This window comes from Streptomyces pristinaespiralis (genome assembly GCF_001278075.1).
GTDB classification, from domain to species: Bacteria; Actinomycetota; Actinomycetes; order Streptomycetales; family Streptomycetaceae; genus Streptomyces; species Streptomyces pristinaespiralis.
The window spans coordinates 1,061,919-1,074,556 of sequence record NZ_CP011340.1 but is presented as its reverse complement, the minus strand read 5'-3'; the positions used below and the strand labels follow the sequence as shown (position 1 = coordinate 1,074,556).

Annotated in this window: 13 protein-coding genes and 1 tRNA gene; 10 read left to right on the top strand and 4 right to left on the bottom strand. The window is 71.0% G+C overall.

Features of this window, described 5'->3' with window-relative positions; translation table 11 throughout:
* Nucleotides 1-233: 233 nt before the first annotated feature.
* The 4 genes from SPRI_RS04425 (at nt 234) to SPRI_RS04410 (ending at nt 4,587) form a co-directional block, all read left to right on the top strand.
* The gene (locus SPRI_RS04425) at nt 234-1,325 is read left to right on the top strand and encodes a glycoside hydrolase family 172 protein (RefSeq protein ID WP_005308742.1); all 1,092 of its coding nucleotides are present in this window, start codon (nt 234-236) and stop codon (nt 1,323-1,325) included.
* Between the two features lie 115 nt (nt 1,326-1,440).
* Nucleotides 1,441-2,805 carry an ABC transporter substrate-binding protein gene (locus SPRI_RS04420; protein WP_005308740.1) on the top strand — a complete coding sequence of 455 codons (1,365 nt, stop codon included), beginning with the start codon at nt 1,441-1,443 and terminating at the stop codon, nt 2,803-2,805.
* The gene (locus tag SPRI_RS04415; protein ID WP_005308738.1) at nt 2,802-3,755 is read left to right on the top strand and encodes a carbohydrate ABC transporter permease; all 954 of its coding nucleotides are present in this window, start codon (nt 2,802-2,804) and stop codon (nt 3,753-3,755) included. The genes SPRI_RS04420 and SPRI_RS04415 overlap by 4 nt, the downstream gene beginning before the upstream one ends.
* On the top strand, nt 3,745-4,587 hold the full coding sequence (locus SPRI_RS04410; protein WP_005308735.1) for a carbohydrate ABC transporter permease: 843 nt from the start codon (nt 3,745-3,747) through the stop codon (nt 4,585-4,587). The genes SPRI_RS04415 and SPRI_RS04410 overlap by 11 nt, the downstream gene beginning before the upstream one ends.
* A 129-nt stretch (nt 4,588-4,716) precedes the next feature.
* Here the strand turns inward: SPRI_RS04410 and SPRI_RS04405 are convergent, their stop codons facing one another.
* Complete coding sequence (locus SPRI_RS04405) at nt 4,717-5,058, bottom strand: VOC family protein (RefSeq protein WP_005308733.1); 342 nt, start codon at nt 5,056-5,058, stop codon at nt 4,717-4,719.
* Between the two features lie 210 nt (nt 5,059-5,268).
* On the opposite strand from SPRI_RS04405, the gene cpt reads away from it, so the two are divergent.
* Nucleotides 5,269-5,802: a chloramphenicol phosphotransferase CPT gene (cpt, locus tag SPRI_RS04400; RefSeq protein ID WP_005308718.1), complete on the top strand. Its 534-nt coding sequence runs from the start codon at nt 5,269-5,271 to the stop codon at nt 5,800-5,802.
* 301 nt (nt 5,803-6,103) lie between these two features.
* Here the strand turns inward: cpt and SPRI_RS04395 are convergent, their stop codons facing one another.
* Nucleotides 6,104-7,123, bottom strand: coding sequence for a LacI family DNA-binding transcriptional regulator (locus tag SPRI_RS04395; RefSeq protein WP_037773141.1), 1,020 nt, complete (start codon nt 7,121-7,123; stop codon nt 6,104-6,106).
* Nucleotides 7,124-7,530: 407 nt separating this feature from the next.
* Here SPRI_RS04395 and SPRI_RS04390 point away from each other — a divergent pair, with 407 nt between their 5' ends.
* The gene (locus SPRI_RS04390; RefSeq protein ID WP_005308713.1) at nt 7,531-7,890 is read left to right on the top strand and encodes a DUF488 domain-containing protein; all 360 of its coding nucleotides are present in this window, start codon (nt 7,531-7,533) and stop codon (nt 7,888-7,890) included.
* Nucleotides 7,891-8,025: 135 nt separating this feature from the next.
* On the top strand, nt 8,026-8,703 hold the full coding sequence (locus SPRI_RS04385; protein ID WP_037775885.1) for a formylglycine-generating enzyme family protein: 678 nt from the start codon (nt 8,026-8,028) through the stop codon (nt 8,701-8,703).
* Nucleotides 8,704-8,830: 127 nt separating this feature from the next.
* Here the strand turns inward: SPRI_RS04385 and SPRI_RS04380 are convergent, their stop codons facing one another.
* The gene (locus tag SPRI_RS04380) at nt 8,831-9,298 is read right to left on the bottom strand and encodes a DUF309 domain-containing protein (RefSeq protein ID WP_037773139.1); all 468 of its coding nucleotides are present in this window, start codon (nt 9,296-9,298) and stop codon (nt 8,831-8,833) included.
* Between the two features lie 147 nt (nt 9,299-9,445).
* Here SPRI_RS04380 and SPRI_RS04375 point away from each other — a divergent pair.
* A tRNA-Pro gene (locus SPRI_RS04375) sits at nt 9,446-9,519 on the top strand.
* Between the two features lie 340 nt (nt 9,520-9,859).
* Nucleotides 9,860-10,468: a hypothetical protein gene (locus SPRI_RS04370; protein ID WP_078535462.1), complete on the top strand. Its 609-nt coding sequence runs from the start codon at nt 9,860-9,862 to the stop codon at nt 10,466-10,468.
* Between the two features lie 340 nt (nt 10,469-10,808).
* Here the strand turns inward: SPRI_RS04370 and SPRI_RS04365 are convergent, their stop codons facing one another.
* Entirely contained in the window at nt 10,809-11,330 is a 522-nt protein-coding gene (locus tag SPRI_RS04365) for a hypothetical protein (RefSeq protein ID WP_158685130.1), read from the bottom strand.
* Nucleotides 11,331-11,643: 313 nt separating this feature from the next.
* On the opposite strand from SPRI_RS04365, the gene SPRI_RS04360 reads away from it, so the two are divergent.
* Complete coding sequence (locus SPRI_RS04360; RefSeq protein WP_005308702.1) at nt 11,644-12,630, top strand: LysR family transcriptional regulator; 987 nt, start codon at nt 11,644-11,646, stop codon at nt 12,628-12,630.
* Nucleotides 12,631-12,638 lie beyond the last annotated feature (8 nt).

Below are 12,638 nucleotides of genomic sequence, written 5' to 3'. Positions count from 1 at the left end.
GCGTGCACGCTGGCAGAAATCGATTTCACCGTCAACCCCTCGACGAGCGATCCCAGGGCGATCGAAGAATCTTGCCCTGGTGCCTTGACACGGTGCGGGGCTGTACCTACGTTGCCGTGAAATGGATTTCAGGCGTCTCGACGACGCACGCGGTCCTTGCCCGTGTTCCCCCGCCGACGGTGCGGGGCGCGGCGCACCTCCGAGAACATCACCCCGCGAGAGCAGACAGAACCATGACGACCTTTGGACTCGACGGCCTCTCCCGCAAGGCCCGTGCCGTCAGCCGCTCCATCAGCGCCGAGAACTTCACCGGCGCCAAGTCGGGCGGCGGCAGGGCCACCGAGGGGACGGGGGCGGTCGCGGCCTCCCGGCTCGGTCCGGGATGGAAGATCTCGCCCAGCATCGACATCGCGGCCGGCGGGACCGCGACCCTCGCCGACATCGAGGGCCCCGGCACCATCCGCCACCTGTGGTGCACCACCGCCCCGCACGCCGCATGGCGCAGCACGCTGCTGCGCATCCACTGGGAGGGCGAGGAGACCCCGGCGGTCGAGGTGCCGCTCGGCGACTTCTTCTGCAACGGCTGGAACACCTTCAGCCAGGTGTCCTCGGTCCCGGTCGCGTCCAACCCCAACGGCGGCTTCAACGCCTACTGGCCGATGCCGTTCCGCCGCGCCGCCCGCATCACCCTGGAGAACCTGTCCGCGGAGACGGTCACGCTCTACTACCAGGTCGACTACGAACTCGGCGAGGTCCCCGAGGACTCCACGTACTTCCACGCCCAGTGGCGCCGAAGCCACCCCGTCCCGTTCGGCGAGGAGCACACACTGCTCGAGGGCGTCACCGGCGCGGGCAGCTACGTCGGCACCTACCTGGCCTGGGGCGTCAACAGCCCCGGCTGGTGGGGCGAGGGCGAGCTGAAGTTCTTCATGGACGGCGACGACGAGTTCCCCACCATCTGCGGCACCGGGACCGAGGACTACTTCGGCGGCGCCTGGAACTTCGACGTTCCTGGACAGGGCTACACCGCCTACACCACGCCCTACCTCGGCCTGAACCAGATCCTGCGCCCCGACGGCCTCTACAGCAGCCAGCAGCGGTTCGGAATGTACCGATGGCACATTCTCGACCCCGTTCACTTCTCGGAGGACCTGCGGATCACGGTCCAGAGCCTGGGCATCGGTCCGGGCCAGGGCAACGGCCTGCCGCACCGCTACCGACACACGAGCGACGACATCGCGAGCACCGCGCTGTTCTACCTGGACTCGCCGAGCAGCGCCTCCCTGCCGCGGACCCCCGACCTGCTCACCCTCGAGGTCGACTGACGACCACGGTGAGTGCCGGGGCCGACGACCGCGCCCCCGCCCCCCGTACCACCCGCATCCGGAACACCCCCCCACGCTCCCACCTCTCCCTCTCACCTCCGACAGGAGCGCGCGCATGCTCCAGCACGGCAACGACGCCGGGCATCCGGCCCCGACACGCCGCCGTCTTCTCACCGCGCTGGCCGGCGCGGGCGTCGCCACCGCGGCGTCCGGCCTGCTCAGCGGCTGCGGAACGGCCCAGGCGAAGGACGGCCCCCTGCAGTTCTGGAACTTCTACGGACCGCAGCGATCGCCGGACCCGGCGATCAACGCCCAGTCCAAGTGGTTCGTCGACATGGTCGCCAAGTGGAACGCCGGCCACAAGACCAAGATCGAACTGGTGCACCTCCCGCAGCCGACCTACCTCAACGGTTTCAAGCTGCCCTCCGCCTTCGCCACCGGCCAGGGCCCGGACATCTTCCTGCTCAGCCCCGGCGACTTCCTGCGCTACTACAACGGCGGCGTCCTCGCGGACCTCACCCCGTACATGGACAAGGAAGCAGTCGCCGACTTCGGCACCGCGCTCGACAGCCGCACCGTCGACGGCAAGGTCTACGCCCTCCCCATGGAGGTCGAACCGCTGTCGATGTTCTACGCAGTCGACGCCTGGGAGAAGGCCGGACTGTCCGAGGCCGACATCCCCACCACGTGGGACCAGATGCTCGACATCGGCGACAAGCTGCGCACGAAGACCCGGGCCGGCCTCGTCTTCGAGACCAACCCCGGCTACTACCAGAACTTCACCTGGTACCCGTGGATGTGGCAGGGCGGCGGTGACGTCCTCGACGAGCAGGGCGACGTCGCCTTCGACTCCCCGGCCACCCGCGCGGCCCTGCGGTTCTGGCAGGACGCGGTGCGCCACGGCATCACACCGCGGACCCTGCCCGCCGCCGGAGACGTCATCAGCGCGTTCAAGGCAGAGAACGTCGCGATGTGGCAGCAGGGCATCTGGCAGGTCTCCAGCTTCAAGGCGTACGCCCCCGACTACCGGTACGGCGTCTTCAAGCTCCCCGTGCCCGACGGCGGCCGGTACACCACCGCCCTCGGAGGCTGGTCCTTCTGCGCCAACGCGCAGGGCCGCGACCCGGACGCCGCTGCCGAGTTCTGCGCCTGGGCGCTCGGCTCCATGAGCGACGACTCCATCGACCGGATGGTCGACTGGTGCACCCGCGCCAAGTCGGACGTGGCGCCCCGCGCCACCGCCCTCGAACGCGGCGCCGCCAAGGGCGGCTACGACTCCGCGGCGATGAAGAAGTTCAAGGACGAGGTGTTCCCCGGCGGACGCGCGGAGCCGCGCTACCCCCCGGTCGTCTACAAGGCGATCTCCGACGCCATCCAGGGCACCATGCTCGCCGGCCGCAGCGTGGCGAGTGAGACGGAAAGAGCCGCCGAGTCGATCGCGGCCTACGCCAAGAGCTACCAGGGGGCGAGCCTGATATGAGCAGTGTCGCCGCACAGGACCACCGGACCCCCGCGGCCCCGGCGCCCGCACGGCCCCGGCGCGGACCCGGGCGCAAGCAGCGCGAGTGGATCGCCGCCGGCCTCTTCCTCGCGCCGGACGCCATCGGCCTGACACTCTTCGTCGGCGTCCCGATGGTGCTCTCCATCTTCCTGAGCTTCTTCCAGGTCAGCGGCTTCGGCAGCTACGAGTGGATCGGGCTCGGCAACTACGAGCGCATGATCGCCGACCCGCTGTTCTGGGACTCGATGAAGGTCACCGGCCTCTACGTGGTGATCCTCGTCCCCGTCCTGTTCTGCGTGAGCCTCGGCCTCGGGCTGCTCGTCAAGCAGAAGCTCCCCGGCATGGGGGCCTATCGCACCGCGCTCTTCCTGCCGTACGTCATCAGCCTGGTCGTCGTCGGCGTGCTGTGGAAGTTCCTCCTCGACGAGCAGGTCGGCGCGGTCAACCGCGCCATGCGGGCCATCGGGCTCGAGGGCGAGTCGTGGCTGGGAGACCCCACCCTCGCGCTCGGCTGCGTCATCGCCGTCATGGTGTGGGTGATGATGGGCTACTACATGATCATCTTCCTTGCGGGGCTCCAGGAGATCCCCAAGGAGTACTACGAGGCCGCGAGGATCGACGGCGCCGGGCCGTGGACCACGTTCCGCACCATCACCTGGCCGCTCCTGCGTCCCACCAGCTTCTTCGTCCTGCTGATGTCGACGGTCGCCGCCATCACCGGCGGACTCGACCTGATCTTCGTCCTCACCAACGGCGGCCCCGCCAACGGCACCTCGCTGGCGATCTTCTACATCTACCAGCAGGCGTTCGGATTCGGGGAGTACGGCTATGCGTCGGCCATGGGCTCGTTCCTGGTGCTGATCATGGTCGTCGTCTCCGCGGTGATCTTCAAGCTCACGAGAGGCGGGAGGTTCGACGATGGCGAGTGAAGCGAATGCGGTGGGCGGCCGGCGGCGGCTCTCCGGACGCGTCGGGCTGACGGCACTGGCCGCCTGCGCGGCGGTCGTCAGCGTCCTGCCGGTGCTGTGGATGGTCTCCGCGGCCTTCAAGTCCCGCTCGACGGTGACCGACGGCAACCTGATCCCGACGGAGTTCACGGTCCAGAACTTCGTCTACGTCTTCACCGAGGTCCCGTTCGTCCGCTACCTCTGGAACAGCTTCTTCATCTCGGCCGTCATCACGATCGCCGCGCTGCTGTTCCACTCGATGGCCGCGTACGCGCTGGCGCGGCTGCGGTTCCCGGGCCGGGAGAAGATCTTCATGGCGATCTTCTCGACCCTTCTGGTCACCGCCCCCGTGGTGCTGATCCCGCTCTTCATCGTCGCCCGCGAACTGGGCCTCCTGGACAGCTACGCGGGACTGATCGTCCCCGCCGTCTTCAACGCCTTCGGCATCTTCCTGCTCCGCCAGTTCTACCTGGGACTGCCCAAGGAACTCGAGGAGGCGGCGGTCCTCGACGGCTGCGGGCACTGGCGCGTCTACTGGAACATCGTGCTGCCGATGTCCCGGCCGATCCTCTCCGCGCTGGCGGTGTTCTTCTTCCTCGCCAACTGGAACGCCTTCGTCTGGCCGCAGGTCGTCACCAGCGACCAGAGCCTGACGGTGGTCCAGCTCGGAATCGCCTCGTTCCAGACGCAGTACCTCTCCAACTGGAACTACATCCTGGCGGCGGCGACGGTCGCGGCTCTGCCGATGCTGGCGCTGTTCTTCACCTTCCAGCGGCAGATCGTCGAGTCGATCAAGACGTCCGGTATGAAGTAGCCCGACGCATCCCGCCCCGCGCCCCGGCCCCGGCCGGGGCGCGTGCCGTTTTCAGGCGGCGCACAGGGGACTCCGGGAGGACGGGGCGCCGCGAGGCCGACCCGGTGCGGATCACCTGACGGTCTGCGGTCACAGTGGGGCGCCGCCGAAGCCGATCTCGTTCCCGTCCGGATCGTGATAGACGGCCTTACGCACGCCGTTCGGGTACGTCTCGCGCTTCGTGGGCTCGAGTCCCCGGTCGGCGATCCGGGCGATACGGGCATCGAAGTCGTCGACGAAGATGGTGTGCATGGCGTGGCCGGCGTGCTCGGGCCGCTGCTCGACGGCCACCGACCGGTGTTCCGCGAGCTCCCACACGGCCTCCGTGTCGCTCGCGACGAATGTCGGCGGCGAACCGAGCAGCCGTTCGTACCAGGCGAGTGCCGCCGCATGGTCGTTGACAGGGATGCCTGCGAAGAGGTCGACCGCCATGCCGCCATGGTAAGCGCGGCGCCGCGTCGGTTCTGGAGCTCACGGCGCGTCAGCGGAAAGCCTGCGAGGGTGTGTTGCGGCTCTGCGGCTCTGCGGCTCTCCGGCTCCCGTGAAGCCGTGGTCGGCCTGGGCGGCCGGTGGAGAATGCCGGGTCGTCAGCCTGCCGGAATTCGTTTTCGTGATCCGGGGAGGCGCCCCTACTGTGGCGCCGTGACAACTCGGATGATCATTCTCAACGGTGGATCCAGCTCGGGGAAGTCGGGGATCGTGCGGTGTCTCCAGGCCGTGCTTCCGGATCCATGGCTGGCGTTCGGGGTCGATTCGTTCGTCGACGCCATGCCCGCCAAGATGCAGGCGTCGGACGCGGGGCTCGACATCGCCTCGGACGGCCGCGTGAGCGTCGGCGCGGGCTTCCTGGCGCTGGAGGCCGCCTGGACCGAGGGCATCGTGGCGATGGCCCGCGCGGGAGCCCGGATCGTCGTCGACGACGTCTTCCTGCGCGGAGCGGCGTCACAGCAGCGGTGGCAGAAGGCACTTGGCGCCCTGGCGGTGCTGTGGGTCGGCGTCAGATGCGACAGCACGGTCGCCGCGGGCCGCGAGACGGCACGGGGAGACCGGGCCCAGGGGATGGCCGCGTCGCAGGCGGACGTGGTTCACCAAGGGGTGACGTACGACCTGGAGGTCGACACGACGCACACGGAGTCCCTGGCGTGCGCGCGGGCGATCGCCGCCCACGTGCGCTGACCGACGGATCAGCTCCCGACCCGGGGTGTCCGCGGCCGGGGCGGGCCGCGGCCAGGGAAATCCCGAGGGGCCAGGACCCGGGCAGGTAGGGCCCCGGCCCAGGCGGAGCTACGGGCGCGCGTCTTGAAGACCCCGGGAAGACCCCGGGCGCGGTCACGCCCGACTCGGGCGCAGCGACCTCGGGCCGGGCGGCACCAGGGGGCGTCACGTACGACGCGGGCACGGGCGCAGCGACCTCGGGCCGGCCGACGCAAAGGGGGCGACGCTCATGGCCCTGGCCCGGCCGCCCGGACCCGTGGCGTCACGCCTGGCTCGGCCCCGCCGTGCTCTCGCGGGGCTTGAGCGTCGTACGCAGCACCACCGTCTGCAGGAGCGCCGCGCTGCCCGCCATCCGCTGGAGCAGCAGTTCCGCCGCCGTGCGCCCGAGGTCGTACGACGGCAGTTCGACCGTCGTGAGCGAGGGCCGCACCAGCGACGCCCACGGCACGTCGCCGAAGGACAGGACGCCGACGCCCGGCGGTGCCTGCCCCACTTCGCGCAGGGCCTGGAGCGCGCCCACGGTCATCAGGTTGTTCGCCACGAAGACGGCGTCCGGCGGCTCGGGCAGGGCGAGCAGTTCCCGCATGGCGGCCCGGCCGCCCTCCACACGGAAGTCGGCGTGCCGGATGTAGGACGCGGCCCGCGCCGGCTCCCCGGAGTCGTTGCCCAGTTCGCCGCGCAGGGCGGACCGGTAGCCGGCGAGGCGCTCTTCCGAGGTGGAGGCCCCGGCGGGACCGGTGATGCAGGCGACCCGCTGGTACCCGGCGCGGAGCAGGTGGCGGGTGGCGACCTCGCCGCCGTGCTGGTTGTCGACCATGACCGCGTCGACGTCGGCGTCGTGGGGCCGGCGGTCGACGGCCACCACGGGCATTCCCCTGGCCAGGAGCGGGCTGAGGTCGGTCCGGTCGCGCGAGGCGGCGGCGACGATGACTCCGGCCATCTGCTCGCCCATGACGATGTCGATGTAGCGGCGTTCCTTCTCGACGTCCTCGTCGGAGTTGCACAGGACGACCGACATGCCGGTGCGCTGTGCGGCGTCCTCGACACCGCGGGCGAGGGAGGTGAAGAAGGGGTTCTCGATGTCCGGGATGATCAGGCCGATCACGCTCGACTGCTGTTTGCGCAGCGACCGGGCGAGCCGGTTGGGCGCGAAGCCGAGCTCGGCGGCGGCCTGCCGTACGGACTCGGCCCGGGCGGCCGTGACGTTGCCGCCGTTGAACACCCGCGACACCGTCGCCGGCGACACTCCGGCCGCACGAGCCACGTCCTGAATCGTCACCACTGTCGTGTCCACACCTTTCGTCCACTGCGCGGACCCGCGCAGTCCGCCGCGCTGTCGCGCCGCCACGCATCCCGTTGCCGGTCTGCCACGCCGGGTCGGCGCTCAGTCGCGAGATGGTGCCGCACCAGCCGGTTCGCCGTGGGTCGTCTTGACTTTACCCGCCACTGAAAAGGATTTCTCGCCCGGTCCGGGAGAACGGTCCACCTCCGGGGCCTTCCTCGAATCCGCTTTGAACCGCCCTAGCGTCCGGGCGCCCGGGCGACACTGTCGTCGCCAGGGCTTCAAGGGTATTTGTATGCCGCATGAGTATTCTGTGCAATCGATTTCACGTCAGCTCCGCGGAAGCTCGGCTCCCGGCAGGCCCTCCATCGGTCGCCCCGGCGGTCCGGTCCTGTGACCCTGGGGGCATGCGACGAGGAAGTGGCACGACGAAGGTCCGCAGGGTCTACGAGGAGCCCGCCCCGGACGACGGCCTGCGGGTCCTGGTCGACCGGCTCTGGCCGCGTGGCCTGAGCAAGGAGGCGGCACACGTCGACGAGTGGCCCAAGGCGCTGACGCCGTCACCGGAGCTGCGGCGCTGGTACCACGGGCCGGACGGGGAGTACGAGGAGTTCCGGCGACGCTACGAGGCCGAGCTCGCCGAACCCGCGGCCGCCGAGGCGCTGGAGAAACTGCGCAGCCTTGCCGCCGAAGGCCCGTTGACGCTTCTGACAGCGTCCAAGGAACCGGACCACAGCCACGCCACCGTGCTGCGCAGCCTGCTCTGACGCGCCCAACTCCGCTGTGAGGCAAGCTCTTTGGGGCAGGCCCCGTATCGTGGCCCCGGCGACGACCCGGCAGTCGCCCCATGACGAGAGGGCGCCCGAGTGCATCTGTCCACCAACGATCCGGCGGCCCCCTGGATGACTCCCGTGCCCGGCGGTGCCGTGGAGCTCCGCGACGACCGGCGCGACACCCGCTGGCGCACCGAGCTCGCTCCGTTCCTGCTCGGCACGTATCCCGTCACCAGGGACCTGCACCGCGCCGTCACCGGAACCGGCCCGACTCCCGATCCCGCCGCGCCCGCCGCGGGCGGAGCCGCGCCCCTGACCAACATCAGCTGGCTGGAGGCGATCGAGCTGTGCAACCTGCTGTCGGCCCGGGCCGGGCTCGGACAGGCGTACTCCCGCGACGCGCGCAGCGGCGAAGTGGTTTGGGACCGGACCTCGGACGGCTACCGGCTGCCGACCGAGGCGGAGTGGCAGTACGCCTGCAAGGCGGGCACCAGCGGTTACCGCTACGGGGAGATCGACGACATCGCCTGGTACGCGGACAACTCCGACGGCCGGCCCCACGACGTCGGCGGCAAGAAGCCGAACCCGTGGGGGCTGCACGACATGCTGGGCAACGTGTGGGAGTGGTGCTGGGACCTGTACGACGAGGAGGTCTACGGCTCCTACCGCATCTTCCGAGGCGGGGGCTGGGCCGAGTCGGCGCGAGGCTGCGGAGCGTCCGTGCGACGCCGCAGCCACCCGACGTTCGCGATCGACGACCTGGGCCTTCGGCTCGCGCGGACCGTGCAGGGCGTGCGGACCGCCTGAGCCGAACCCGGTCCGGGCGCCGTCGTCCCGGCTGCACGCGGTCGCCCGGCGCCGGCGCCGCGGCCGTACGACTCCGGGAGCGACCCGACGTGAACGGGAACGGCCCCGCGGGCTCGGAGTGATCCTGCTAGAGGCGCAGCCGTGGGGATTCCGCGGCCGGGTCCACGGGGTCGGTCAGCCGGCCAGCCAGCTCATGGGCCCAGCCGGTCAGCCCCGACACGTCGATGCCGTGCGGCGCGGGGAAGCCGGCGATCCGGTCGGCGCCCCGCAGCAGCAGACGGGCGCCGCCCGCAGTGTTGCCGCGCGCCGCGTGCGTGAGTCCCACCGCGAGCTGGGCCAGGCCGCGCCACAGCTCGCGTTCCTCCTCCGGGCCGGACTTCCATGCGTCCTCGAAAACCTCGTGCGCATGGAACGGCATCCCGGCGTCGAGTAGTCGCTGCGCCTCTGACAGCGTCTCGGCGGGAGTGCGCAGCACACCCTCCGGCTGGCGTTCCACACCGGGCGCGCCATGGGGGAGGGGGCGCCCCAGCCCGTCCCGGGGGCGGGCGTTGCGCGCCCGGCCTTCGGCGTCGCGGTCCCTGCGTGCCTTGTCCATGCCGCAATTGTCCCTCGTACGGCTTCGTGGGCGACGGGCGGTGTGCCCCACATGCCGCCGCGTCGCAGGCCGGGCGTTCGACGACCCCGCAGAGTGAGGTAATGTTCTCTTGCGCGGTCAGCCAGGGAAACCGGCAGAGCCGCGCACCGGGACGTGGCGCAGCTTGGTAGCGCACTTGACTGGGGGTCAAGGGGTCGCAGGTTCAAATCCTGTCGTCCCGACTCGTGAGAGTCGTGAGCCAAGGGGCCGTTTCAGAGGAATCTGAAACGGCCCCTTGGCCGTTCTGCCGCACCGTGTCGCGGCAGCACGCCGACCGCCGTGAGGCGGCCGGCGACACGGGCGGGGCAACGGGGCCCGCCGTACGGGCCCTTGGCCACTTCACGCAGTCGTCGGGAGCGGCGCCCGACGACTCCCGCTCAGCAGCGGTCCGTCCCTGAACCGGAATCGGAGGACCGAGGACTCCGGCGCGGCGCTCTGCTTCCATGGCCGGGCCGGGCCGGGCCGAAGCCGCCCACCGCCCTGCCTCGTGTGCCGACCGGCGGGAACGGCATGATGGGGATCATGAAGTCTCTTGCCGCGGCGGGTCTGCGCATCGTGGACGGGTGGACCGAGCCCGAAGGGCTCATCCCGCCCATTGTCACCGGCCAGGCACCGAGCTGCCCGCCCCAGGAAGGGCGCGTCGAGGCCGTGCTGGACGTCCTCGAGCCGCAGCTGCGCGAGAAGGCGAACGCCGACTGGTACCGGTTGTCGGTCGAAGGAGGGCTGTTCTCGGAGACCGACCGCAGGTTCCTGCTCGCGCTCCGGCCGGAGCAGAACCGCTCCTCCCGGTGGTTCTGCGTCGAGCTGCGGAACGGGTGGGACATCATGGGCAAGGGTGCCGCCGGACTGCTCGGCAGCGCGCCCTGCCGCCCCGAGTTCCGCATGCTCTCGCTCGACGGGAACGTCCTGTGCTTCGCGACGACATGGGAGCACGACATCAGCACCTCCGTGCTGACAGCGCCGCACCGTTCGCAGGTCCTGCGGCGGTGGGCAGAGGCGGTGGCGGAGGGAACGATGGACGAGCCGGACGAGCCACCGCTGAGCCTGGCGGCACGACGCTGGCTCGACAGTCACGAGGAAGATCTCCGAGCGGACACATGCCGAGCCGGACAGGGCATGTCGGGCTCGTGACGCCGGTGGCGGGCCCGGTTCGAGCTCAGCTCGCCGTCGGGCCAGGAAGCCTGCCCGGGGCCGTTTCAGCATGCGTCGGGGCAAGCTCCGCCGCATCGTCGTAGGCGGCGCGGGCCTCGGCGATGGCGGACCGGTGTCGCTCGGCCCCGCGACCAGTCGGGGGCCGCCGACGCCGGCGGTCCTTCATGTGGGCGCACGATGATCCGCACGTGCCGGCACTTCCCGCGCAGGGCCAGGACCTGCCGCGAGAATCGCCCGGGCAGGCCGCACGAGAAGCCCGACAGCCTCCCCGCGGGCCCTGGTCGCCCGGCTTGTCACACGACCGAGGACGGGACGGGTCCTAGGAGGCCGCGGGTGACGGACGCGCGGAGTCCGTGGGTGACGACTTCGAGCGGCCACCGTCGCACATCAGCGTGATCACGATCAGCGATGTGGGGGTCGCGTCCGCGCCCGAGGCGCCGGGCAGGACGGTCGCAGCCGTCCAGTTGCCCTTGCGGAGGACGAGCCAACCCTCACCCATCTCACGACCGGACTGCCAGCCGTGGTCCGACCGCGCCCGGTCGAATCCGGCCTGCACGGCCGTGTCCGCCGTCGCCGACTCGTGCTCACCCGTCAAGCGCTCGTGGCACTCGGTCGGGATCAGTTCCTGCGGCGTCCGCTCCAGCGTGATGCCCTCGGCCTTGAGAGCCGAGGTCAGGTCCGAGACCACGGTGTCCGCGGGCAGCGGCGGGCCCGAATAGCGTGGCGGGAGCGGGCCCTTGTCCTCCAGAAGCAGAGCGCCGCAGCCGGTCGTCGCCGTCATCGTCAGCACACTCAGCATGGCCAGGCCCGTGAGGCCCTTGCGCCCCCGTCGCAGTCGCACGGTCTCGTCCGCTCCCTCTGTACCGTTCCCGGCCGCCCAGTCTTCCATCCCGCCGGACCACAAGAGCCGGCGGCCCGGACTGCTCGGCACGGACAGAGGCGCGGCCCGGGCCCTGGTCGAAGCGTGCGGCGGGCCGGCCGTGCTGCCCCGGGCCCCGCAGGCGCGGGGCGCGCGCGGACGGGTCGGCACCTGGAGCACGTCGTCACGCGTTCCAGGTTGCCGCCCTGGATCCACAAAGATCCTCGCGAGACTCAACTCCCAAGTCAATCCTAGGGTTTCCTTGCAGCAGCCCAAGAAATATCTTGGCTCTCTGATGACTCTCGATGATCTGCGCGTCTTCGTCGCCGTGTGTCGCGCCGGCAGCCTCAGCGCCGTCGCCCGCGAACTGTCCTGCACCCAGTCCGCCGTCAGCCAGCATGTGAAGCGGCTCGAGCGGGAGATCGGGACCGACCTGGTGGAACGGCATCCGCGCGGCGTCGTGCCCACCCAGGCCGGCCGGCTCCTCCAGGCCGCAGCCGCGGACGGCATCGCCGGCCTCGACGTCGCACTGCGACGCCTCGCGGACCTCGTCCGCGGCGACGGCGGCTCGGTACGCATCACCACCGGCGCCACCACCGTGCGCCACTTCATGTCGGCGGCGGTCGTCGAATTCCGGCGCCTGCACCCGCAGGTCAGCCTGGAGTTCCAGACGGAGAACTCCAGCCGCAGCTGCTTCGAGGCACTCGCGGCCCACGACCTCGATCTGGCATGGATCACCATCGGCGCTCCCGTACGCGGCATCGAGCAGCGCCGGGTGATCGACCTGCCCTGGGTGCTCGCCGTCCACGCGGACGACCCGCTCGCCGCCCGGAGCCGTATCGAACCGGGGGATCTCACGGGCATCCGCCACATCCGGCTGCCCGAGAACTCCACCTCGCGCGCCCGGCTCGACGCGGCCTTCGCCGAATGGGGCGTCCACGTCACCTCGGACACCGGCGTCGCCGACTGGGACACCGCGATCCTCCTCGCCGAACTCGGCGTCGGCCACGCCGTCGTCCCCGCCCTGCCCGGCTGGAGCGGATCCGCCCATCCTTCGCTGCGCTTCGTGCCGATCCCGGAGCTCCCCGCCCTCTCGGCGGGGTGGGCCGTGCGGCAGTGGGACGCCCTGTCGCCGCTGGCCCGCGCCTTCGCGGACATGGTCGCCGCCAGGAGCGGCCAGGGCCCGCTCCCCGGTGAGGGCGACGGGCCGCTCCCCGGCCCCCGCCACGGGCACCTGCGGGCCGGGACGGCGAGCCGGGGTGGTACGGCTCGCACGACCTGACGTGCGCA

Bases quoted from the DNA above. Each gene is read 5' to 3' on its own strand.
- SPRI_RS04420 (WP_005308740.1), top strand. From the start codon at position 1,441: ATGCTCCAGCACGGCAACGACGCCGGGCATCCGGCCCCGACACGCCGC.
- SPRI_RS04425 (WP_005308742.1), top strand. From the start codon at position 234: ATGACGACCTTTGGACTCGACGGCCTCTCCCGCAAGGCCCGTGCCGTC.
- SPRI_RS04405 (WP_005308733.1), bottom strand. From the start codon at position 5,058: ATGGCGGTCGACCTCTTCGCAGGCATCCCTGTCAACGACCATGCGGCG.
- SPRI_RS04415 (WP_005308738.1), top strand. From the start codon at position 2,802: ATGAGCAGTGTCGCCGCACAGGACCACCGGACCCCCGCGGCCCCGGCG.
- SPRI_RS04380 (WP_037773139.1), bottom strand. From the start codon at position 9,298: ATGGACAAGGCACGCAGGGACCGCGACGCCGAAGGCCGGGCGCGCAAC.
- SPRI_RS04390 (WP_005308713.1), top strand. From the start codon at position 7,531: ATGCGACGAGGAAGTGGCACGACGAAGGTCCGCAGGGTCTACGAGGAG.
- SPRI_RS04370 (WP_078535462.1), top strand. From the start codon at position 9,860: ATGAAGTCTCTTGCCGCGGCGGGTCTGCGCATCGTGGACGGGTGGACC.
- SPRI_RS04385 (WP_037775885.1), top strand. From the start codon at position 8,026: ATGACTCCCGTGCCCGGCGGTGCCGTGGAGCTCCGCGACGACCGGCGC.
- SPRI_RS04410 (WP_005308735.1), top strand. From the start codon at position 3,745: ATGGCGAGTGAAGCGAATGCGGTGGGCGGCCGGCGGCGGCTCTCCGGA.
- SPRI_RS04360 (WP_005308702.1), top strand. From the start codon at position 11,644: ATGACTCTCGATGATCTGCGCGTCTTCGTCGCCGTGTGTCGCGCCGGC.